Raw genomic sequence first — 21,188 nt, forward strand, 5'->3', positions numbered from 1 at the left:
GTCTGACGGTCCGTCCGCACAGGTGAGCGGGGTCGTCCAGCAGGCGGACGCGTTCTTCGGCCCCGCCCCCTCCTGCCGCTAGGGTGGCGGGGATCGAGCCGGACAGCGTGGTCCGGACCCGGCCACACTCGAGAAGGTATTTCGGGCTATGCGCATTGGTGTCCTCACGTCCGGCGGCGACTGCCCCGGCCTGAACGCCGTCATCCGGTCCGTCGTGCACCGTGCCGTCGTCGACCACGGCGACGAGGTCCTCGGTTTCCGGGACGGCTGGAAGGGCCTCCTGGAGTGTGACTACCTCAAGCTCGACCTCGACGCGGTGAGCGGCATCCTGGCACGCGGCGGGACGATCCTCGGCTCCTCCCGGGTCCAGCCCTCGCACCTGCGGGACGGTGTGGAGCGAGCCCGCGGTCACGTCGAGGAGCTCGGTCTCGACGCGATCATCCCGATCGGCGGTGAGGGCACGCTCAAGGCCGCCCGGCTGATGTCGGACAACGGTCTGCCCATCGTCGGCGTGCCGAAGACCATAGACAACGACATCGCCGTCACCGACGTCACCTTCGGCTTCGACACGGCCGTGGGCGTCGCGACGGAGGCGCTGGACCGGCTGAAGACCACCGCCGAGTCCCATCAGCGCGTCCTCGTCGTGGAGGTCATGGGCCGCCACACCGGCTGGATCGCGCTGCACTCCGGCATGGCGGCGGGCGCCCACGCCATCGTCGTACCGGAACGGCCCTTCGACATCGAGGAGTTGACGAAGCAGGTCGGCGAGCGGTTCGAGGCGGGCAAGCGGTTCGCGATCGTCGTGGCGGCGGAGGGGGCCAAGCCGAAGCCCGGTTCCATGAGCTTCGACGAGGGCGGCAAGGACATCTACGGGCATGAGCGGTTCGCCGGGATCGCGCGGCAGCTGTCCATCGAGCTGGAGCAGCGGCTCGGGAAGGAAGCCCGGCCGGTGATCCTCGGGCATGTGCAGCGGGGTGGAACGCCTACCGCTTACGACCGGGTGCTCGCTACTCGGTTCGGCTGGCATGCGGTGGAGGCCGTGCACCGGGGTGAGTTCGGCAAGATGACGGCGCTGCGGGGGACGGACATCGTGATGGTGTCGTTGGCGGAGGCCGTGGAGACGCTGAAGACGGTTCCTGCCGAGCGGTACGAAGAGGCGGAGTGCGTCCTCTAGCCGAGGGCAGCGCCGTAAGCCCGCAGGTCGCACGCCGTCTGCGGGTCGTGTGTGGCTTGTCGCGCCCACGCGGCGGAGCCGCACATCAATACAGCCCCGTGCCCCTGAGTTGGCTGCACCGCCCCCGGTCGAAAGCGCGGCCGGGGGCGGTTCTACTCTGGTGCGGACAGACAGCGCACAACCCCACGAATCGGGAGCCGGTGGATGGATCACAGCGGGCACGGCATGACCATGGATCTGCCGCCGTTCACGCTGGGGCGGGGACTTCAGTGGTCGGCTGACCCGTTCTTTCTCGTCGCCTGCCTGGTGGGGCTCGCTCTGTACGCGTGGGGGGTCGTGCGGCTACGGCGGCGCGGGGACGCGTGGCCGGTGGGGCGTACCGTCGCGTTCGTCTTCGGTGTGCTGAGCGTCGGGCTCGTGATGTGCACCCAGCTGAACGACTACGGCATGGTCATGTTCAGCGTGCACATGGTGCAGCACATGGTGATCAGCATGCTGTCGCCGATCCTGATCCTGCTCGGTGCCCCGATCACGCTGGCGCTGCGGGCGCTGCCGGTCGCCGGCAAGGGCCGCAAGGGACCGCGTGAGCTGCTGCTGGCGCTGCTGCACAGCCGCTATCTGCGGATCGTCACGCACCCCGCGTTCACGATTCCGCTGTTCATCGCGAGCCTGTACGCGCTGTACTTCACGCCGTTGTTCGACTTCCTGATGGGCTCCAAGACGGGGCACATCGCGATGATGGTGCACTTCCTCGCCGTGGGGATCGTGTTCTTCTGGCCGATCATGGGCGTGGACCCGGGCCCCACCCGCCCGGGCTATCTGATGCGGATGCTGGAGCTGTTCGCCGGCATGCCCTTCCACGCCTTTTTCGGCATCGCGCTCATGATGGCGTCCACGCCCATGGTCGAGACGTTCAAGAACCCGCCCGCCTCCCTAGGCATCGACGCGCTCTCGGACCAGAACGCGGCCGGGGGTATCGCGTGGGCGTTCAGCGAGGTCCCGTCCGTGCTGGTGCTGATCGCGCTGCTCTTCCAGTGGTACCGCTCAGAGCAGCGGCAGGCCAAGCGCGAGGACCGGGCCGCCGATCGCGACGGCGACAAGGAACTCGAGGCATACAACGCCTATTTGGCCTCATTGAACGCACGCGGGCATTGAAAGGCCTCTCATTCAGTAGCATGAAACGCGACGGGGGAACCGCCGGGGGGAGCGGTGATGACACTTCGCGTGTTCGTGCAAGGTGCCGGGAAATCGGCGACGCGGTCGATGATGCGAAAGATCGCCGTCCTGGTTGTCTTCACTCTGGCGCTCAGCGGCTGCGACAGAGACACGCCTTTGTCCGTCGTGAAGGCGGTCGCCGCGGGCGTGCCCTCTCTCGCGCCGTTCTTCGACGAGAGCATCGGGCTCGGCCAGGACGCCCGGGTCCGGTCGCGGCCCGCGCACGGCGGCCTGCAGCAGGGTGACACGCCCGGACTGTACGGGGGCACGAAGAAGCCGACGATCTGTGATGTCGAACGGCTCGAGCAGTTCCTCACCGACCCCGGGAATCACCAAAAGACCCAGGCGTGGGCAGCGGCGCTGGACATCGCCACGGAGCGGATCCCGGATTATCTGGATCGACTCACACCCGTTCTCCTGCGTCACGACACTCTCGTGAAGAACCACGACTACAAGAAGGAAAGGGCCGTCCCTTTCAACTCCCTGCTCCAGGCGGGAATCGCGATTCTCGTCGATGAACAGGGACTTCCCGCCGTGAAGTGTTCCTGCGGAAATCCGCTGCGCCCCTTCGAGGGGGACACGAGCCGGATTTCCGTCGAGTTCGAGGACGGCAACAAGAAGTGGCAGGGATACGAGCGCTCCTCCGTGGTGGCCGTGCGGCCCGCGCCTCGGACACTGGACCGGATCGCCCTGGTCGACGTCGAGAAGCCCGAGCGGGGCATCAACCGGCCGGTCGGCACGACGGGCGAGGACGACTCCACGTTCGACACCCGGAAGCGGCGCGCGGTCCCGAACCTCGCCGGGACGACGTTCGGGCAGGCGAGCCGGCAGCTGGCCGACAGGGGGCTGGCGGTCGCGTACGACGGGAAGGGCCTGCCGTCGTACGGCGCCCGGGTCACGGCGTCCGATCCGCCGGCCGGGACCGAGCTGGGGTTCGGGGAGTACGTGACGTTGAGCGTGGCGGGCGATGCGTCCGGGGACACGCCCGGTGGATCACCTGGAGGGTCACCCGGTGGGTCGACCGCTCCCCCGGCCCCACCGTCCGGGCCGGGCACGACGCCGCCGCCGTCGAGCGGCGGGCCCGGGCCGTCGTCTTCCGGACCCTCCGGTCCTTCGTCCGGTACGGCGCCCGGCTCGGAACCACCGTCTTCGAGCCCGCCGCCCGGCTCGGAGCGGCCTCCCAGCTCCGAGCGGCCTGCGTCCAGCCCACCGGCCGACTCCGAATCCGAGCCCCCGCCGTCGAACTCACCGCCCTCCCCCGGCCCCCCGACGAGCTCGCCGCCGACCCGCGCCCCGGTCACCAGCAGCGCGCCGCCGCCCCCGACCAGCACGCCCGTCACCAGCGAACCGGCAAGCACCGGGCCGACGAGCAGCGCACCCGCCACCAGTGAGCCCGGGACCGGCGAGCCCACCGCAAGCGCAGCCACGTAGCACCCCCGCAGAACCCGGGAGTCACCGGATGCCTTCAGGATCACCGACGTCGGGAGTGGGCCGGGTCATCGCCGGCCGCTATCTGCTGCTGAACCGCCTGGGCAGCGGAGGTATGGGCCATGTGTGGCTCGCCCACGACCAGAGACTCGCCTGCGAGGTCGCGCTCAAGGAGATCGTGTTCCGCGATCCGGCCGAGGCAGGTCACGAGCGGGAGGCCCGGGTGGCCCGGGCCCGGGCCGAGGCCCGCCACGCGGCGGGCCTGCGCGGCCATCCGCACGTGGTGACCGTGCACGACGTGCTGGAGCACGAGGGGCTGCCGTGGATCGTCATGGAGTACGTGGCGGGCGCCGTCGACCTGCGCGAGCTGGTCGAGACACGGGGGCCGCTCGCCCCGGCCGAGTGCGCCCGTATCGGGCTCGCCGTGCTCGACGCGCTGACCGCCGGGCACGAGCGGGGCGTCATGCACCGGGACGTGAAGCCGGCGAACATCCTGCTGGCGCCGGACCGCACCGGGGCGCCGTACGGTCGCGTGCTGCTCACCGACTACGGCATCTCGGTGCAGCCGGACGCCGACGAGACGCGCTACACGCTGGCGTCGGTGCTGGTGGGCACGGCCGGGTATCTGGCGCCCGAGCGGGCCACGGGCGGCACGCCCACGCCGGCCGCCGACCTGTTCTCGCTGGGCTGCACGCTGTACCACGGCGTCGAGGGCCGGGGCCCCTTCGAGCGGGAGTCTCATCTCGCGGAGATCACCGCGGTCGTCATGGAGGAGCCCCGTCCGGCTTTGCGCGCCGGGGCGCTGGGGCCCGTACTGGACGCACTGCTCGTCAAGGACCCCGCGCGGCGGCTGTCGACGGCGGAGGCGGAGGCGGCGCTGTCGCGGATCGTCCTGCCGCAGGCGGAGTCGTACGCCCGGACCCAGACCGATCTGGGGTCGCAGCCGCCCTGGGCCGGAACGGGGATCCCCGCTCCGCCCTCGGTCGGCTCCCCCGGGTCACCGCGGGGACCAGGGATCGGTCGGTCCGGGGAGGCACCGGGGCCGGGGCTCGGCCCGTTCGGGCCGCCGCACGGGCCCGGCTTGGACCCGCCCGGGGATGCGCAGCGGCAAGGGCATGGCTCACCCGGGGAGGACCCGCGGGGTTTCGGCCCACCCGGGCATCCGCGGGGCTTCGGGCCGCCCCTCCTCCCCGTGGCGCCCCCGCCCGGACGTCGGCGGCGCGAGCGGCTCCGGACCCCGCGGGTCGCCGTAGCCTTCGGGCTCGGGCTGCTGCTTGCGCTGGGCGGCGTCTGGTACGCCCTGGCGGACCGGTCCACCGAGGGGACCGGTCCGCCGTACGGCGAGAGTGTCGGGCTGGCCAAGCCCCTCCGGGAGGGTGACTGTGTGCTCGCCGAGTGGGCGGGGGCGGAGCGCTTCCAGGGCACGCCCCGGCTGTCGCTCGACCCCACCTGCGGGGACAAGGCGCCGGACGGGCAGGTGATGGCCTTCGTGGCTGCCGCGTCGGCGGACGAGGCGCGGCGGCTGGGGCCGGGGCGGTGCGAGGAGCGGACGCGGGAGCTCCGGGACAAGCTCGCCGATGTGCGCAGCCTCGCCGTCGTGCCGACGTCGGACGGGTTCGAGTCCGTCGGGCGGCGGACCGCCTGTCTGGTGCTGGGCGCGCACGGGCCCGTGTACGGGCCGCTGGGCGAGTACCGCAAGCCGGGCTCGGCCTTCGCGGACACGGCGACCATGCAGAGGCGGGACTGCCTGGACGTCCGCTCCAACCGGGACGCCCGGCTGGTGTCCTGCGACGGCCCGCACGACGAGGAGGTGCTGGGATTCACCCGGCTCGGCGCCGACGTCACGCTCGGCGAGGCGCGCACGGAGTCGGATCTGGCCTGCGGGCGCGAGGTGTCGCCGGGCGACTACGGCTTCGATCCGTCGGTGTACGCGGCGGGGTCCTGGACGAGCGAGGGTTCCTGGAAGAACGAGGCACATTTCGTCGTCTGCACCGTTCGGAAGCAGAACGGGGGCACCATGGAGGGGGACGAACCATGAGGAGGGTGTTGCGATGCCCGGTTCTACGGACAGCTCGACCAAGACGATGGGGGTGCTCACCGTCGGCGGACTCGTCGTGGTGACGGCCTACACGGTGGCACTCGGCAGCAACGGCTGGCTGTGGTTCGGCTGGGTCGTACTGGGACTGATCACCCTCGGGATGGTGGCCACCAAGAGCGCCTGATCATCCGCCGGTGAGGCGGCCCGCCGAGTGCACGCCCGGCTGGTATTTCGGCAGCCGGGCGGTGATTTTCATGCCCGCTCCCACGGCGGTCTCGATGACCAGGCCGTAGTCGTCACCGTAGACCTGGCGGAGGCGGTCGTCGACGTTGGACAGCCCGATGCCGCCGGACGGGCTGACCTCGCCGGCGAGGATGCGGCGCAGCAGGACGGGGTCCATTCCGGCGCCGTCGTCCTCGATGACGACCAGGGCCTCGGCGCCGGCGTCCTGCGCGGTGATGCTGATGTGGCTCTTGTCGGCCTTGCCCTCCAGGCCGTGCTTGACGGCGTTCTCGACCAGCGGCTGGAGGCAGAGGAAGGGCAGGGCGACCGGCAGTACCTCGGGGGCTATCTGCAGGGTGACGGAGAGGCGGTCGCCGAAGCGTGCCCGGACGAGCGCCAAGTAGTGGTCGATGGCGTGGAGTTCGTCGGCGAGGGTGGTGAAGTCGCCGTGCCTGCGGAACGAGTAGCGGGTGAAGTCGGCGAATTCCAGGAGCAGTTCGCGGGCGCGCTCGGGGTCGGTGCGGACGAACGAGGCGATCACCGCGAGCGAGTTGAAGATGAAGTGCGGGGAGATCTGGGCGCGCAGGGCCTTGATCTCGGCCTCGATCAGGCGGGTGCGGGACTGGTCGAGGTCGGCTAGTTCGAGTTGGACGGAGACCCAGCGGGCGACCTCTCCGGCCGCGCGGACCAGGACGGCGGACTCGCGGGGTGCGCAGGCGACGAGGGCTCCGTGGACGCGGTCGTCGACGGTGAGGGGGGCGACGACCGCCCAGCGCACCGGGCAGTCGGGGGCGGCGCACTCCACCCGGAAGGCTTCGCCGCGGCCGGACTCCAGGGGGCCGGCGAGGCGTTCCATGATCTCGGCGCGGTGATGGTCGCCCACGCCGTCCCAGACCAGGACCTCCTTCTGGTCGGTCAGGCACAGCGCGTCCGTGCCGAGCAGGGAACGCAGCCGGCGGGCCGACTTGCGCGCGGTCTCCTCCGTCAGGCCCGCCCGCAGCGGGGGCGCGGCGAGGGAGGCGGTGTGCAGGGTCTGGAAGGTGGCGTGCTCGACGGGGGTGCCGAGTCCGCCGAGGTGCTGCGGGCGGGTGGTCCGGCGGCCCAGCCAGAAACCGGCGGCCAGGACGGGGAGGATCGCCACGCACAGGCCAGCGAGGAATCCGCTCATGCCTTCACCTCCGCCCTCAGCTCCTCCGGCAGATGGAAGCGGGCCAGGATCGCCGCTGTTCCCGCCGGTACGCGCCCCGCCGTCGCGAGGGACACCAGCACCATGGTGAGGAAGCCCAGCGGCACCGACCAGAGCGCGGGCCAGGCGAGCAGGGCGTGCAGCCCGCCGGTGCCCGGGAAGCCCGCCATGGTCACGGCCACGGCCACGAACGCGGAGCCGCCGCCCATCAGCATGCCCGCGGCGGCGCCCGGCGGGGTCAGCCGCCGCCACCAGATGCCGAGGACGAGCAGCGGGCAGAAGGAGGACGCGGACACGGCGAAGGCCAGTCCGACGGCGTCGGCGACCGGGAGTCCGCCGACCAGCATGCTGGCCGCGAGCGGTACCGCCATGGCGAGCACCGTGCCCAGCCGGAAGTGCCGGACGCCGCGCGAGGGCAGCACGTCCTGCGTGAGGACGCCCGCCACGGCCATGGTCAGCCCCGAGGCCGTGGACAGGAACGCGGCGAAGGCCCCGCCCGCCACCAGCGCGCCGAGCAGGTCGCCGCCGAGCCCGCCGATCACGCGCTCGGGCAGCAGCAGGACGGCGGCGTCCGCGTCGCCGGTGAGGGCGAGTTCGGGGGCGTAGAGCCTGCCGAGGGCGCCGTAGACGGGCGGCAGCAGGTAGAAGCCGCCGATCAGGGCGAGCACGGCGACGGTGGTGCGGCGGGCGGCCACGCCGTGCGGGCTGGTGTAGAAGCGGACGACGACGTGCGGCAGGCCCATGGTGCCGAGAAAGGTGGCGAGGATCAGCCCGTACGTGGCGTACAGCGGGCGTTCCTCGCGGCCCGCGGCCAGGGAGGTCGACATACCGCCGTTGCTGCCGCGGTCGGCGGCCGGGACGGGGGCGTCCTTGGCGAAGGTCAGCCGGGTGCCCCGTTCGATGCGGTGTGTGCCGGCGGAGAGGTCGATCCGGTCGTCGTCGTACGGGCGGCCGTCGATCGTGCCGCTCACCGTGACGGTCAGCGGCGCGTCCAGCTTCAGGTCGAGGCCGGCGTCGACGCGGACGACGCGCTGCTCGCGGAAGGTGGCCGGTTCGTCGAAGGCGTGGCGGTGGGCTCCGTCGTCCTGCCAGGCGAGGACGAGGAAGAGGGCGGGGACGAGCAGGGCGGTGAGTTTGAGCCAGTACTGGAACGCCTGCACGAAGGTGATGCTGCGCATGCCTCCGGCGGCGACGGTGGCGACCACGACGGCCGCCACGATCACACCGCCGAGCCATGCGGGCGCCCCGGTCAGCACGGTCAGCGTCAGTCCGGCGCCCTGGAGCTGCGGCAGCAGGTACAGCCAGCCGACACCGACGACGAAGGCGCCCGCCAGCCGCCGTACGGCCTGGGAGGCGAGCCGGGCCTCGGCGAAGTCGGGCAGCGTGTAGGCGCCGGAGCGGCGCAGTGGGGCGGCGACGAACAGGAGCAGGACCAGATAGCCGGCGGTGTAACCGACCGGGTACCAGAGCATGTCCGGGCCCTGCACCAGGACCAGGCCGGCGATACCCAGGAAGGAGGCGGCGGAGAGATACTCGCCGCTGATGGCGGCCGCGTTCAGGCGGGGGCCGACGGTGCGGGAGGCGACGTAGAAGTCGGAGGTGGTGCGGGAGATGCGCAGGCCGAAGGCGCCGACGAGGACGGTCGCCACGACGACGAGGGCGACGGCGGGGACGGCGTAGTTCGAGTTCATCGGTGCTGGGCTCGCGGGTTCATCGGTCTTCGACCAGGCGCACGAAGTCGCGTTCGTTGCGCTCGGCGCGGCGCACGTACCAGCGGGCGAGCAGGACGAGCGGGAGGTAGAGGCCGAAGCCCAGGACGGCCCATTCCAGGCGGCGGGCGTTCGGCATCGCGGCGAAGAGCAGCGGCAGCGGGCCGATGAGGAGGCCGAGGACCGCGAACACGGTGAAGGCGGCGCGCAGTTGGGTGCGCATCAGGGAGCGGACGTAGGTGTGGCCGAGGGTGGTCTGTTCGTCGATCTCGGTGCGCGGGCGGTAGTAGCCGGGGACCCGGCGGGCGCGCCGGGGCGGGCCGGTGACGACGACACGGCGTTCGGTGGGGTTCTGGGGCACCGTCACGTCCTCCTCATCAGCAGGTCCCGCAGCTCGCGGGCGTGGCGGCGGCTGACCTGGAGCTCCTCGGAGCCGACCAGGACGCTCACGGTACCCGCGTCCAGGCGGAGCTCGCCGACGTGGCGCAGGGCGACGAGGTGCCGGCGGTGGATGCGGACGAAGCCGCGGGAGCGCCAGCGCTCCTCCAGGGTGGACAGCGGGATCCGTACGAGGTGGCTGCCCCTGTCGGTGTGCAGCCGGGCGTAGTCGCCCTGGGCCTCGACGTGCGTGATGTCGTCGACGGAGACGAAGCGGGTCACGCCGCCGAGCTCGACGGGTATGTGGTCGGGGTCGGGCTCGTGGACCGGGATGCGGGGGGCGGCGTCGCGGCGTTCGGCGGCCCGGCGGACGGCCTCGGCGAGGCGTTCCTTGCGGACGGGCTTGAGCACGTAGTCGACGGCCTTGAGGTCGAAGGCCTGGACGGCGAAGTCCTCGTGGGCGGTGACGAACACGACGAGCGGTGGCTTGGCGAACCCGGTGAGCAGCCGGGCCAGGTCGAGTCCGTCGAGGCCGGGCATGTTGATGTCGAGGAAGACGACGTCGATGGCCTCCGGCCCGTCCGGACCGGACTCCAGCGCCCGGTTGATCCGGCGCAGCGCCTCGGTCGCGTCGCCCGCGCCCTCCGCGCTGCCGATGCGGGGGTCCGCGTTCAGCAGGTAGAGGAGTTCCTCCAGCGAGGGGCGTTCGTCGTCGACAGCCAGGGCGCGCAGCATGAACCCGGAGTGTAGGAGTTATTCGTACGCCTGGACACGTGCCGGGGGTGGACGTTTGCGCTGGGTACACTGCCGACCGCGCGCTGGATACAGTGCCCGCATGAACAGCAGGCCCACGCCGTTCGACGAGCTCGACCGGAAGATTGTCACCGCGCTGATGGCGAACGCGCGGACTTCTTTCGCCGAGATGGGCGCGGCCGTCGGTCTGTCCGCGACGGCGGTCAAGCGGCGGGTGGACCGGTTGCGGGACACGGGGGTGATCACCGGGTTCACGGCCACGGTGCGGCCGTCGGCGCTGGGCTGGCGTACGGAGGCGTACGTCGAGGTGTACTGCGAGGGCGCGGCCCCGCCCAGGCGGCTCGCGGAGGTCGTCCGCAACCACCCGGAGATCGCCGCGGCGATGACGGTGACCGGCGGGGCGGACGCGCTGCTGCATGTGCGGGCGCGGGATGTGGAGCACTTCGAGGAGGTGCTGGAGCGGATCCGCGCGGAGCCGTTCATCCGGAAGACGATCAGTGTGATGGTGCTGTCCCACCTCATTCCGGAGAGCCCGGAGGCGGGCGCGAGCCAGCCTGCGCCGGAGTGAGCGCGGGCGCACGCAGCAGACATGCGCTTATGGGGCTGAAGACGCAGCATTCCTGCGGGAATGCGCAATTCTCGTTTCTTGTCGGCCGTCGCCGTCGCTTCCTACCTTGGTGTCACCCCTCAGTTGACACCGCAGGAAGCGGAGGAACCCCTCTGTGACCGATTCCCGTGTGCCGCGCCGACGGCGTTTCCTCGTCTGCGAACCCAGACACTTCGCCGTGCAGTACGCGATCAATCCCTGGATGCATCCCGACACCCGCGTCGACGTCGATCTGGCCCGCGAGCAGTGGCAGGCGCTGATCCGCGCCTACCGGTCCCACGGTCACACCGTCGACACGGTGGAGCCGGTTCCCGGTCTCCCGGACATGGTCTTCGCCGCGAACTCGGCGGTCGTGGTCGACGGCCGCGTCTTCGGCTCCCTCTTCCACGCGCCCGAGCGGCGCCCCGAGTCCCGGCACTACGAGACGTGGTTCAAGGCGGCGGGCTACGACGTCCACCACCCCGAGTCCGTCTGCGAGGGCGAGGGCGATCTGGTCTGGACGGGCCGCTACCTCCTGGCCGGCACCGGGTTCCGTACGACCCGTGAGGCGCACCGCGAGGTGCAGGAGTTCTTCGGGCACCCGGTGATCAGCCTGACGCTGGTGGATCCGTACTTCTACCACCTGGACACGGCGTTGTTCGTGCTGGACGGCGGGCACGAAGGAAACATCGTGTACTACCCGGAGGCATTCTCCCCCGGCAGCCGCGAGGTGCTGGCCCGGCTGTACCCGGACGCGGTGCTCGCCACCCGCGAGGACGCCATGGCCTTCGGCCTCAATTCCGTCTCCGACGGTCGCCACGTCTTCATCGCGCCGCAGGCGGAGGCGCTCGCCGTCCGCCTCGGCGACCACGGCTATGTCCCCGTCCCCGTCGACCTGTCCGAGTTCCGGAAGGCCGGCGGCGGCATCAAGTGCTGCACCCAGGAGATCCGCTCATGACCGCACCCGTCCGTACGCGTTCGTCCGCCGACCTCATCCGCGCCGAGGAGCCCGTCCTCGCGCACAACTACCACCCGCTGCCCGTGGTCGTCGCCCGTGCGGAGGGCACCTGGGTGGAGGACGTGGAGGGCCGCCGCTACCTGGACATGCTGGCCGGCTACTCGGCCCTCAACTTCGGCCACCGCCACCCGGCGCTGATCGCGGCGGCCCACGAGCAGCTCGACCTGCTGACGCTCACCTCGCGCGCCTTCCACAACGACAGGCTCGCCCAGTTCGCCGAACGCCTCGCCGGGTTGACCGGCCTGGACATGGTGCTGCCCATGAACACGGGCGCCGAGGCGGTCGAGAGCGGCATCAAGGTGGCGCGCAAGTGGGCGTACGAGGTGAAGGGCGTGCCGGCCGATCAGGCGACGATCGTGGTCGCGGCCGAGAACTTCCACGGCCGTACGACGACGATCGTGAGCTTCTCCACCGACGAGACGGCGCGGCAGGGCTTCGGCCCCTTCACCCCGGGCTTCCGGATCGTCCCGTACAACGACCTGGCCGCCCTGGAGGCGGCGGTCGACGAGACGACGGCGGCCGTGCTCATCGAGCCGGTCCAGGGCGAGGCGGGAGTGGTCGTCCCGGACGAGGGCTACCTGACCGGCGTGCGCGAGCTCACCCGCCGTGAGGGCTGCCTGTTCATCGCGGACGAGATCCAGTCGGGGCTCGGCCGCACGGGCCGTACGCTCGCCGTCGAGCACGAGGGGGTCGTCCCGGACATGCTCCTGCTGGGCAAGGCACTGGGCGGCGGCATCGTGCCGGTGTCCGCGGTGGTCGCCCGCCGGGACGTGCTCGGGGTGCTGCGGCCGGGCGAGCACGGCTCGACGTTCGGCGGCAACCCCCTCGCCGCGGCGGTCGGCACGGCGGTGGTGGAGCTGCTGGAGACGGGCGAATTCCAGCGCCGGGCGACCGAGCTGGGGGCGGTGCTGCGCGACGGTCTGACCGAGCTGGTCGGCAAGGGAGTCGTCGGCTTCCGCGCCCGCGGACTGTGGGCGGGCATCGACATCGATCCGGCCGTCGGCACCGGCCGCGAGGTCGGCGAACGGCTCCTGCGGGAGGGCGTCCTGGTCAAGGACACCCACGGCTCGACGATCCGGCTGGCGCCGCCACTGACGATCACCGAGGCGGAGCTCACGTCGGCGCTCGGGGCGCTGGAGAAGGTCGTCGGGCAGGGCTGAGCCGCCTCTGCCGGCCGGGGCAGGGCACCGGTGAAGCCGCCGCCGGGCGCCGTGGATCCACACCGGAACGGGTGCGTTCGCTCTGGCGCCGTCGGGGACACCGCCGAGGCCTCCGGCGCCAACCAGTGGAAGCGGTGCGGATGCCGAGCATGCGTCGCGGCCGGTCCGGCGGGCACGCCGCGCGGCCGGGGCGCGGCGTGCCCTCCGTGTCGCCAGGCCGACGCGGGTCTGACGCGCCGGTGCGGCCGACCCGCGCTCCGGCCGGCGCGGACTCGGCACACACAGCCACAGCGGCCAAGCCCTGGCCCTCCCGGCCGCCGACCTCCAGCCCCACCAGGACAAACCACACCAGCCCGCACACCCCCACCCCGACCAAGGCACGACCGACACACCCAGTGCGCCCAACCCGCACTCCCACCGACACGGACTCGGCACACACAGCCACAGCGGCCAAGCCCTGGCCCTCCCGGCCGCCGACCTCCAGCCCCGACTGCGGCCCCGGCCGGGCAGGGCTGTCCTCGCCGTCCACCTTCCAGGCAGCCGACAGTTCGTGGGCGGCCGGCCCGGCTCGCCTCGCCGCCATACGACCGTCGGCCGGCCGCCCGCCGCAGCGCCCCCCACCGGTCCGGCCCCGCCGCGCGGCGCCGGACCCGTCGTCAAGGGGCAAGATTGAGTCAACAGGTGGTAGACCACTCTCAGCGACAGAGAGGTCGTCCGTGGGCACATACGAGGAGCGCGACGCTGCCCGCCGACGGTTCGACGTGGCCGATGCCGCGCCCCTGCTGCTCGACGCGGCGGGGCTGGTGACGAGCTGGAGCGCCGACGCGGAGCGGCTGCTGGCGTACCCGGCCGCCGAGGTGGTGGGCGCGAGCCTGGCCGAGCTGGTGTGCGCCGAGGACGCCGGGCGGGTGCCGGAGCTGGTCGAGCGGTGGCGCAGGGACGGCGGCTGGGCGGGACTGCTGTCGCTCCGGCACAAGGACGGGCGGCCTGTCCGAGTCATGGTGCGGATCGCCTGCGCCGTGGAGGCCCGGGGGCCGTCGCGGTGGCTGGTGCTGCTGTCCGAGATGGCCGAGGCTCCCGGCTGGGACATGCCCCGCGGTGTGCTGGAGCAGATGGTCGGCCGTTCCCCGATCGGCATCGCGATCGTGGACACGGACCTGCGGTACGTGTGGTCGAACGCGGCCCTGGCCCGGTTCGGCGGCGGACCGCCCCAGCGGCGGCTCGGGCTGCGGCTGCGGGACGTACAGCCGGGCTTCGACGCCGACTCCGTCGAGGCGCAGATGCGGCACGTGCTGGCCACCGGGGAAACGGTCGTCGGGTACGAGCACGTGGGGCACATACGGTCGGCGCCGCACCGGGAGACCGCGCACGTGCTGTCGTTCACCCGACTGGAGGACGAGCGGGGCCACCCGATGGGCGTGTACTACACCGTCGTGGACATCACCGAACACCACCGCGCCCGGCAGCGGCTGGCCCTGCTCGACCGGGCCGGGGAACAGATCGGCCGCAGCCTGGACATCGTGCGGACGGCGCAGGAGCTGGCCGACGTGGCCGTGCCGGCGTTCGCCGACGTCGTCGCCGTGGACCTGCTGGAGTCGGTGCTGCGGGGGGCGGAGCCCGCGGCCGGGCCGCTGGACGGGACGCAGCCGGTTCGGCTGCGCCGGGCGGGCGGTCGGTCTGCGGACGGGCGTGTCTCGCAGGGCGTCGGCGACGTGACCACCTACCTGCCCGGATCGCCCCCGACGCGCTGTCTGGCCACCGGCCGGTCCTGGCGCGAGGAACGGCTCGACCCGCTCACCCGGGACTGGGGCACCGACACACCCGGCGACCACGGAGCGACGTTCCTGGACCTGGGTCTGCGCAGCGTGCTGGTCGTGCCGGTCCGCGCCCGGGGCGTCACCCTGGGCGTCACGACCTTCTTCCGGCGCCGCCGCCAGGAACCCTTCGACGAGGACGACCTGAACCTGGCCGAGGACCTCGTCTCGCGGGCGGCCGTGTGCGTGGACAACGCCCGGCGCTACACCCGCGAACGGGACGCGGCACTGGTGCTGCAGCGCAACCTGCTCCCGCACCGGCTGCCCGAGCAGAACGCGGTCGAGGTGGCCGCCTGCTACCGCCCTGCGCACCAGCCGAGCGGCCTCGGCGGCGACTGGTACGACCTGATCCCGCTCTCCGGTACGCGCGTGGCCCTCGTCGTGGGCGAGGTCCCCGGGCACGGCATCGCCGCCGCGGCGGCGATGGGCCGGCTGCGGACCGCCGTACGCACCCTCGCCGCGCTGGATCTGCCGCCGCACGAGGTCCTGGCTCACCTCGACGACCTGGTCGCACGCACGGCCCACGAGGAGAGCGGGGCGCCGGACGCCGAGGAGGCCGACAGCACGCAGGCGGTGGGCTCCGGGTGTCTGTACGTCGTCTACGACCCGGTCGAGGGGCGGTGCTCGATGTCCGCCGCCGGGCATCCGGCGCCCGCCGTCGTCCGGCCCGACGGCACCGTCACGTTCGTCGACCTGCCGCAGGGACCGGCTCTGGGCGCGGGCGGCCCGCCGTTCGAGTCCGTCGGGATGTCCCTGCCGGAGGGCAGCACGATCGCGCTGTACACCGACGGTCTGCTGGCCCGTGGGGAGGAGTGGGCCGTGGACGCGGACCGGGACCGGCTGCGGCGGGCCCTGGAGGAGTCGGCACCCTCCCTGGACCAGCGGTGCCGGGTCATCGTGGATGCCCTCGTTCCGGCCCGTCCGCACGACGACGTGGCGCTGCTGATGGCCCGGACCAGACGCCTCGGCGCCGATCAGGTCGCCTCGTGGGAACTGCCCGGCGACCCGGCCGCCGTCGCCGACGCCCGCAGGACGGCCTGCCGCCGACTGACGGACTGGGGCCTGGACGAGCTGGCCTTCACCACGGAACTCGTGGTCAGCGAACTGGTCACCAACGCCATCCGGCACGCCGCCGGCCCCATCCGGCTCCGCCTGATCAAGGACCGGTCGCTGATCTGCGAGGTCTTCGACGGCGGCGCCACCGCACCCCATCTGCGTCATCCCCGGGCCACGGACGAGGGCGGACGCGGACTGCTGCTGGTCTCCCAGGTCACCCAGCGGTGGGGCACCCGTTTCCTGCCCGAGGGGAAGGTCATCTGGGCGGAGCAGTCGCTGACGGGTCCGCCGCTGTGAGACTGGGCGGTCCACTCATCCCACAACATGGGAAACTGGTGCAATCCAGGCAATAGGGCGGAAGCCATGACGGATCCGGAGATCGACTACACGGCGGTGTTCCAGGCGCTGCCCGGCATGGTGGCTCTGCTCACGTCCGAGCTGGTGTTCGCCGACGTCAACGAGGAGTTCCTGCACGTGGCCGGGCGCAAGCGCGAGCAGGTGGTCGGCCGACACATCTTCGAGGTGTTCCCGGACAATCCGCGCGACTCCGCCGCGACCGGCATGCGCAATCTGGAGGCCTCGCTGCGCCGGGTGCTGGCCACCGGCGAGCGGGACGCCATGGCCCTGCAGCGGTACGACGTCGAATGCCACGACCGGCCCGGGGAGTGGGAGGAACGCTACTGGAGCCCCGTCAACGCGCCGGTGCTGGGCCCGAACGGCAAGGTGGTGCTGCTGGTCCACCGCGTCGAGGAGGTCACCGAGCTGATCCGGGCCCGCGGCGGCCCCAGCGGAGGCCGGGCCCGCGTGCTGGAGGCAGAGCTGTACACACGCGCCCGTGAACTGCAGGAGCTCAACGAACGGCTGCGTCAGGCGCACGCCCGCGAACGCGAGGTGGCCCTGGCCCTGCAGAAGGCGATGCTGCCCGCCGGCCGGCAGCTGGGGCACCATCGGGCGGCCGTGCGCTACCGGCCGGCCCTCGGCGCGCTGAACGTCTGCGGGGACTGGTACGACTTGGTCGACCTGGTCGGCGGCAACCGCATCGGCGTCTCGGTCGGCGACGTGGTCGGCCACGGCCTGGAAGCCGCCGGGGTCATGGGCCAGTTGCGCAGCGCGCTCAGCGCGGCCTCCCGCGTGGCCGAGGGACCCGCCCAGGCCCTGGACGTCCTGGGCAGGTACGCCAACGTCGTCGACGGCGCCGAATCGGCCACCGCGGTCACCACGTTCATCGACTTCGACCGGCACACGATCACCTACAGCAGCGCCGGCCACCCACCGCCCGTCCTGGTCCATCCCGGCGGCGGCGTGGAGTTCCTCGACCGGGCCACCGACCCCCCGCTCGACGCGCGCCCCGACCCCGTCCCGAGACCGCAGGCCGGTACCACCTTCACCGGCGGCGCCACACTCGCCCTGTACACCGACGGCCTGGTCGAGCGGCGCCTCGAGGACATCGACACCGGTCTGACCCGCCTCGCCGACTCCCTGCGCCGCCATCGGGGCGAAGACCCCGAACTCCTCGCCGACTCCGTCCTGTTGGAGCTGCTGCCCCCCGGAGGCGCCACGGACGACACGGCACTGATCATCGTGCGGCTGTGAACGGGGACGGCTGCGGCGGCGGTTCCCCGTGACCGCGCCTGCACCTAGACTGGCATCCCACGACATGCCGGTTGACCTGCCGGAACGCGACGGCCCAGCGATCCGCCGGAGCAAGTGAGGAGCGCCCCGTTGTTCTACTACCTGCTCAAATACGTCCTCCTGGGACCGCTGCTCAGACTGGTCTTCCGCCCCCGAATCGAAGGTCTCGAGCACATACCGCCGTCGGGCCCGGCCATCGTCGCGGGCAACCACCTTTCTTTCTCCGACCACTTCCTGATGCCCGCGGTCCTCAAACGGCGTATCACCTTCCTCGCGAAGGCCGAGTACTTCACCGGGCCCGGCATCAAGGGCCGGCTGACGGCGTTCTTCTTCCACAGCGCCGGTCAGATCCCGGTGGACCGCTCCGGCAAGGAGGCCGGGCAGGCCGCGATCCGCGAAGGGCTCGGCGTCCTGCGCAAGAACGAGCTCCTCGGCGTCTATCCCGAGGGCACGCGCTCCCACGACGGCCGGCTCTACAAGGGCAAGGTCGGCGTCGCGGTGATGGCGTTGAAGGCCGGGGTGCCCGTCATCCCCTGCGCGATGATCGGCACCTTCGAGGCCCAGCCGCCCGGCAAGGTCGTCCCCAACATCCACCCCGTGGTGATCCGCTTCGGCAAGCCCCTCGACTTCTCCCGGTACGCCGGCATGGAGAACGAGAAGGCGATCCTGCGGGCCGTCACCGACGAGATCATGTACGCGATCCTGTCGCTGTCCGGGCAGGAGTACGTCGACCAGTACGCGGCCGTGGTGAAGGCGGAGGAGGCCGCCGCGCGCACCGAGAAGGAGCGCAAGTTCCCCCGGATGCCGCTCAGTTGACGTCTGCCGTCGCCAAAGGGGCCCGGAGCCGGGCAGGGACGGCCGTTGGCTCCGGCCGCCCCTGCTCTGCCGTACGGCCTACGGCTTCGGTGTGGCGTGCGGCGCGCACGTCACGTCCGCGCCGTCCAGCTTGCCGGCGAGCAGGTAGGCGTCCACCCGCTCGTTGACGCACGGGTTGACCAGGCTGGTCACGCCGTGGGAGCCCGCGTCCTTCTCGGTGATCAGGCGGGAGCCCTTGAAGCGCTTGTGCAGTTCGACGGCGCCCCCATACGGGGTGGCGGCGTCACGCTCGGCCAGCCGAGGTGGAAGGTGGCGTCGTTGGCGGCGACCCAGTCCTCCCAGTCCTTCCAGCGCATTTCGAAGGCGACGTCCTGGTCGAGGTTGGCCTCGTACCAGATCTTGTCCCGCGAGGGGTTGACGACGCTGTCGACGACCATGCGGCGCACGTGGCCGGGGAACAGGGTGCCGTAGACCGCGCCGAGGTAGGTGCCGTAGGAGACACCGAGGAAGTTGAGCTTCTTCTCGCCGCTGCGCTCGTAGCAGCCCTCGGCGTACTCACGGGCGAGCTTGCGCTGGGCGAGCTTGTAGGCCTCGGAGTCGGGCACCGGGTCCATCTTGGGCGCCTTGACGAACTCCTGCGGGTCGGCGCAGGAGATGGGTGCCGACTTGCCGACGCCCCGCGGGTCGAAGCCCACGAAGTCGTACGCCTTGGCCGTGTTGGCCCAGACGGGCGCCTTGGTGGTGACCCGGCGCGGGAAGCGCAGGCCGGAGCCGCCCGGTCCGCCGGGGTTGTAGATCAGCGCGCCCTGGGCTCCGCCTTGGTCCCGGTGTTGCCGATGCGGTCGACGGCGAGCTTGATCTGCTTGCCGTAGGGCTTGGCGTAGTCGAGCGGGACGGTGACCCAGCCGCACTGGATGGGCTTCTCCAGGCCCCAGTCGGCGGGGCAGTCCCGCCAGTCGATGCCGGCCTTCGCGGCCTTGGCGGCGGCGATCGCCGCGCCGCGGGCCTCGCGGTCCTGGCCGCCACTGGAGTCCCCGCTGGCGCTCGCCGTGGGCGCTGTCACGGCACCGGCTATCAGCGTCGCCGTGACGAGCACTCCGGCCGAACCGAGCGCCGTCGCCCGCCACTTCGGTCTGAGGTCCCTCAAGTGGGACCTCCCCGTACGTCGTTGAGATGGTACGGGGATCCTCGCTGCCGTGAGCTCCCTGAGAACAGGGGGGGCTGACCTTCCTTGCCAATCCGATAAACGGGAACGTTCGTTCGCTGAGCGGTCTAGCCGATGGAGGCCAGCGCCTCGTCCAGCACCCGGCGCAGCCGCAGAGCGTCCGGCGCCACGGCGGTCACCAGCGCGGCGGGCCCGGCGAGCGGAACGACCGCGGCGGTCTCGCCCAGCACCCTGGCCGCCACCGGCTCGGCCGCGAACTCCGGCCGCGCGACAACGACTTGGCCGACGGCCCGATGCCCCGCGAGCACGGCGGGCCCGTCCCAGCCGCCCGGCGCGCCGGGTCCGCACGCCAGCTCCTGGTCCAGTACGGTACGCCCCGCGACCCGTACGACCAGACGGCTGCCGAGCCGCCCGGGCTCCTCCCCCGCCCGCCCGAGCACCTGCTCCTCGCGCAGGACGAGCCGGGCCGTCGCAGCGAGGTCGACGTGGGTCGTGACGTACAGCTCACTGCCGTGCGCGGAGATCAACTGCTCCGGCAGCCAGTACAGTTCGCCCCCGTCGGCGACGGTGAGCCGGACGTCGTAGCGGGCCTCGTCCTTGGCCTGTCCCGGCAGGGCGATGGTGGCGGCGGCCGAGCCCACGCGCAGCCGGGCCCCGGTCTCCACGCCGGCCTCGACGGTGAAGTGGTCGCCGCCGAGCGGCCCGCTCATCGCGCCGACGAGCATGACGCGCGCCTCGGTGCCGCTCCCCCGGGTCCGCCGCAGCGCCAGCGGCCCGTCGCCCTCCAGAACGGGCAGGGACGTCCCGCCTCTGCCGTCGTCACGCGCGAGAATCCGCGCGGTGGCCCGCACTCCTGCCACGGCGGCGGTCACGCCGTCCACGCGGCGAGCCGCGCCCGCACCCAGGCGGCGACGTCCCTCACCCCGGGCTCGCTCCTGAGCGACTGGAAGACGACCGGCAGCTCGGCCCGCTGCGCCTTGGCGTCGGCCGCCATCCGGCCGAGGTCGGAGCCGACGTACGGGGCGAGGTCGGTCTTGTTGACGACGAGCAGGTCGGCCGTGGTGACGCCGGGTCCGCCCTTCCGCGGAATGTCGTCACCTCCGGCGACGTCGATCACGAAGATCTGCGCGTCGACGAGCCCTTTGGAGAACGTGGCGGTCAGGTTGTCCCCACCGGACTCGACGAGGATCAGATCCAGCGGCCCGACCTCGTCCTCCAGATCCTCCACCGCCTCCAGGTTGGCGGAGATGTCGTCCCGGATCGCGGTGTGCGGGCAGGCCCCCGTCTCCACGGCGGTGATCCGCTCGGGCGGCAGCACGGCCTCCCGCAGCAGGAACTCGGCGTCCTCCCGCGTGTAGATGTCGTTCGTGACGACGGCGAGGGACAACTCGTCGCGCAGGGCCCGGCAGAGCGCGGCAACGGTCGCGGTCTTCCCGGACCCGACGGGCCCACCGAGCCCGACCCGCAGGGCACGACGCGAGCCGTCGCGCCGACGGGCGTCGGCGCTGACGGCGGCGGGGCCGTCGTGGTGGTGGTGGTCGAGGTGCATAGGTATGGCTCCAAACTCTCGTACGACGATCCTGGACGACGGTGCCCTTCCAACCCACCTGGACACTCCCAGCCCGTCCGGCGTCCGAGGACGAGGCCGTTCAGGCCGATGGGTCCGGGGCGGAGCCCCGGCGGGGTGCAGGGGCGGAGCCCCGCCCGGGTCCGGGGGCGGAGCCCCGGCGGGGGTCCGGGGGCGGAGCCCTGCGGGGCGAGATCCGCGACCTGGACGACGTGCTGGTCTACTTCGACGGCATCACGTACGCGATGGGCGCGTCCGTCCTGATGCAGCT

18 protein-coding genes and 1 pseudogene are annotated in these 21,188 nt (G+C 72.2%); 12 read left to right on the top strand and 7 right to left on the bottom strand.

The genetic code is table 11. The features are described from left to right. The first annotated feature begins 148 nt into the window (after window positions 1-148). The 5 genes from ABT063_RS42385 to ABT063_RS42405 all read left to right on the top strand — a co-directional run bounded on the left by ABT063_RS42385 (window position 149) and on the right by ABT063_RS42405 (window position 6,039). Window positions 149-1,174, top strand: a complete 1,026-nt coding sequence (locus ABT063_RS42385) for a 6-phosphofructokinase (RefSeq protein ID WP_351066289.1) — start codon at window positions 149-151, stop codon at window positions 1,172-1,174. Between the two features lie 204 nt (window positions 1,175-1,378). Then, window positions 1,379-2,329 (top strand): cytochrome c oxidase assembly protein, encoded by a 951-nt coding sequence (locus ABT063_RS42390; protein ID WP_351066290.1) that lies wholly within the window; start codon window positions 1,379-1,381, stop codon window positions 2,327-2,329. A gap of 57 nt (window positions 2,330-2,386) precedes the next feature. After that, a complete protein-coding gene (locus tag ABT063_RS42395; RefSeq protein ID WP_351066291.1) occupies window positions 2,387-3,820 on the top strand; it encodes a DUF6777 domain-containing protein in 1,434 nt (477 codons plus the stop codon). A gap of 28 nt (window positions 3,821-3,848) precedes the next feature. Then, window positions 3,849-5,855 carry a serine/threonine-protein kinase gene (locus ABT063_RS42400; RefSeq protein ID WP_351066292.1) on the top strand — a complete coding sequence of 669 codons (2,007 nt, stop codon included), beginning with the start codon at window positions 3,849-3,851 and terminating at the stop codon, window positions 5,853-5,855. Window positions 5,856-5,868: 13 nt separating this feature from the next. Beyond that, the gene (locus ABT063_RS42405) at window positions 5,869-6,039 is read left to right on the top strand and encodes a hypothetical protein (RefSeq protein ID WP_351066293.1); all 171 of its coding nucleotides are present in this window, start codon (window positions 5,869-5,871) and stop codon (window positions 6,037-6,039) included. Here ABT063_RS42405 and ABT063_RS42410 read toward each other — a convergent pair whose 3' ends face one another. Genes ABT063_RS42410 through ABT063_RS42425 form a run of 4 tightly spaced genes read right to left on the bottom strand, consistent with a single transcriptional unit; the run spans window position 6,040 to window position 10,085 of the window. Beyond that, complete coding sequence (locus ABT063_RS42410) at window positions 6,040-7,245, bottom strand: sensor histidine kinase (protein WP_351066294.1); 1,206 nt, start codon at window positions 7,243-7,245, stop codon at window positions 6,040-6,042. Further along, window positions 7,242-8,954, bottom strand: coding sequence for a sodium/solute symporter (locus ABT063_RS42415; RefSeq protein WP_351066295.1), 1,713 nt, complete (start codon window positions 8,952-8,954; stop codon window positions 7,242-7,244). Before ABT063_RS42415 ends, ABT063_RS42410 begins: the two co-directional genes overlap by 4 nt. Before the next feature lie 19 nt (window positions 8,955-8,973). After that, window positions 8,974-9,333 (bottom strand): hypothetical protein, encoded by a 360-nt coding sequence (locus ABT063_RS42420; protein ID WP_351066306.1) that lies wholly within the window; start codon window positions 9,331-9,333, stop codon window positions 8,974-8,976. A gap of 2 nt (window positions 9,334-9,335) precedes the next feature. Next, complete coding sequence (locus tag ABT063_RS42425; protein WP_351066296.1) at window positions 9,336-10,085, bottom strand: LytR/AlgR family response regulator transcription factor; 750 nt, start codon at window positions 10,083-10,085, stop codon at window positions 9,336-9,338. 100 nt (window positions 10,086-10,185) lie between these two features. On the opposite strand from ABT063_RS42425, the gene ABT063_RS42430 reads away from it, so the two are divergent. The 6 genes from ABT063_RS42430 to ABT063_RS42455 all read left to right on the top strand — a co-directional run bounded on the left by ABT063_RS42430 (window position 10,186) and on the right by ABT063_RS42455 (window position 18,185). Continuing rightward, the gene (locus ABT063_RS42430; protein ID WP_351066297.1) at window positions 10,186-10,671 is read left to right on the top strand and encodes an Lrp/AsnC family transcriptional regulator; all 486 of its coding nucleotides are present in this window, start codon (window positions 10,186-10,188) and stop codon (window positions 10,669-10,671) included. Between the two features lie 154 nt (window positions 10,672-10,825). Continuing rightward, window positions 10,826-11,647, top strand: a complete 822-nt coding sequence (gene ddaH / locus ABT063_RS42435; RefSeq protein ID WP_351066298.1) for a dimethylargininase — start codon at window positions 10,826-10,828, stop codon at window positions 11,645-11,647. Beyond that, window positions 11,644-12,867 carry an ornithine--oxo-acid transaminase gene (gene rocD / locus ABT063_RS42440; protein ID WP_351066299.1) on the top strand — a complete coding sequence of 408 codons (1,224 nt, stop codon included), beginning with the start codon at window positions 11,644-11,646 and terminating at the stop codon, window positions 12,865-12,867. Before ddaH ends, rocD begins: the two co-directional genes overlap by 4 nt. 716 nt (window positions 12,868-13,583) lie before the next feature. Beyond that, window positions 13,584-16,034, top strand: a complete 2,451-nt coding sequence (locus tag ABT063_RS42445; protein WP_351066300.1) for a SpoIIE family protein phosphatase — start codon at window positions 13,584-13,586, stop codon at window positions 16,032-16,034. 66 nt (window positions 16,035-16,100) lie between these two features. Continuing rightward, window positions 16,101-17,330 carry a PP2C family protein-serine/threonine phosphatase gene (locus ABT063_RS42450; RefSeq protein WP_351066301.1) on the top strand — a complete coding sequence of 410 codons (1,230 nt, stop codon included), beginning with the start codon at window positions 16,101-16,103 and terminating at the stop codon, window positions 17,328-17,330. A gap of 129 nt (window positions 17,331-17,459) precedes the next feature. Continuing rightward, window positions 17,460-18,185: a lysophospholipid acyltransferase family protein gene (locus ABT063_RS42455; RefSeq protein ID WP_351066302.1), complete on the top strand. Its 726-nt coding sequence runs from the start codon at window positions 17,460-17,462 to the stop codon at window positions 18,183-18,185. Between the two features lie 78 nt (window positions 18,186-18,263). Here the strand turns inward: ABT063_RS42455 and ABT063_RS42460 are convergent. The 3 genes and pseudogenes from ABT063_RS42460 to ureG form a co-directional block, all read right to left on the bottom strand. Next, window positions 18,264-19,332 (bottom strand): annotated as a pseudogene (locus ABT063_RS42460) (alpha/beta hydrolase). A gap of 125 nt (window positions 19,333-19,457) precedes the next feature. Beyond that, on the bottom strand, window positions 19,458-20,231 hold the full coding sequence (locus ABT063_RS42465) for an urease accessory protein UreD (protein WP_351066303.1): 774 nt from the start codon (window positions 20,229-20,231) through the stop codon (window positions 19,458-19,460). Continuing rightward, entirely contained in the window at window positions 20,219-20,899 is a 681-nt protein-coding gene (gene ureG / locus ABT063_RS42470; RefSeq protein WP_351066304.1) for an urease accessory protein UreG, read from the bottom strand. Before ureG ends, ABT063_RS42465 begins: the two co-directional genes overlap by 13 nt. A 41-nt stretch (window positions 20,900-20,940) precedes the next feature. Here ureG and ABT063_RS42475 point away from each other — a divergent pair. After that, the coding region (locus ABT063_RS42475) for a hypothetical protein (protein ID WP_351066305.1) at window positions 20,941-21,188 on the top strand (248 nt) is incomplete at its 3' end.

Origin of the sequence: Streptomyces sp. NPDC002838 (assembly GCF_040295365.1) — a bacterium.
GTDB lineage: Bacteria > Actinomycetota > Actinomycetes > Streptomycetales > Streptomycetaceae > Streptomyces.

Bases quoted from the DNA above. Each gene is read 5' to 3' on its own strand.
- ABT063_RS42385 (WP_351066289.1), top strand. From the start codon at position 149: ATGCGCATTGGTGTCCTCACGTCCGGCGGCGACTGCCCCGGCCTGAAC.
- ABT063_RS42390 (WP_351066290.1), top strand. From the start codon at position 1,379: ATGGATCACAGCGGGCACGGCATGACCATGGATCTGCCGCCGTTCACG.
- ABT063_RS42395 (WP_351066291.1), top strand. From the start codon at position 2,387: ATGACACTTCGCGTGTTCGTGCAAGGTGCCGGGAAATCGGCGACGCGG.
- ABT063_RS42400 (WP_351066292.1), top strand. From the start codon at position 3,849: ATGCCTTCAGGATCACCGACGTCGGGAGTGGGCCGGGTCATCGCCGGC.
- ABT063_RS42405 (WP_351066293.1), top strand. From the start codon at position 5,869: ATGCCCGGTTCTACGGACAGCTCGACCAAGACGATGGGGGTGCTCACC.
- ABT063_RS42410 (WP_351066294.1), bottom strand. From the start codon at position 7,245: ATGAGCGGATTCCTCGCTGGCCTGTGCGTGGCGATCCTCCCCGTCCTG.
- ABT063_RS42415 (WP_351066295.1), bottom strand. From the start codon at position 8,954: ATGAACTCGAACTACGCCGTCCCCGCCGTCGCCCTCGTCGTCGTGGCG.
- ABT063_RS42425 (WP_351066296.1), bottom strand. From the start codon at position 10,085: ATGCTGCGCGCCCTGGCTGTCGACGACGAACGCCCCTCGCTGGAGGAA.
- ABT063_RS42430 (WP_351066297.1), top strand. From the start codon at position 10,186: ATGAACAGCAGGCCCACGCCGTTCGACGAGCTCGACCGGAAGATTGTC.
- rocD (WP_351066299.1), top strand. From the start codon at position 11,644: ATGACCGCACCCGTCCGTACGCGTTCGTCCGCCGACCTCATCCGCGCC.
- ABT063_RS42450 (WP_351066301.1), top strand. From the start codon at position 16,101: ATGACGGATCCGGAGATCGACTACACGGCGGTGTTCCAGGCGCTGCCC.
- ureG (WP_351066304.1), bottom strand. From the start codon at position 20,899: ATGCACCTCGACCACCACCACCACGACGGCCCCGCCGCCGTCAGCGCC.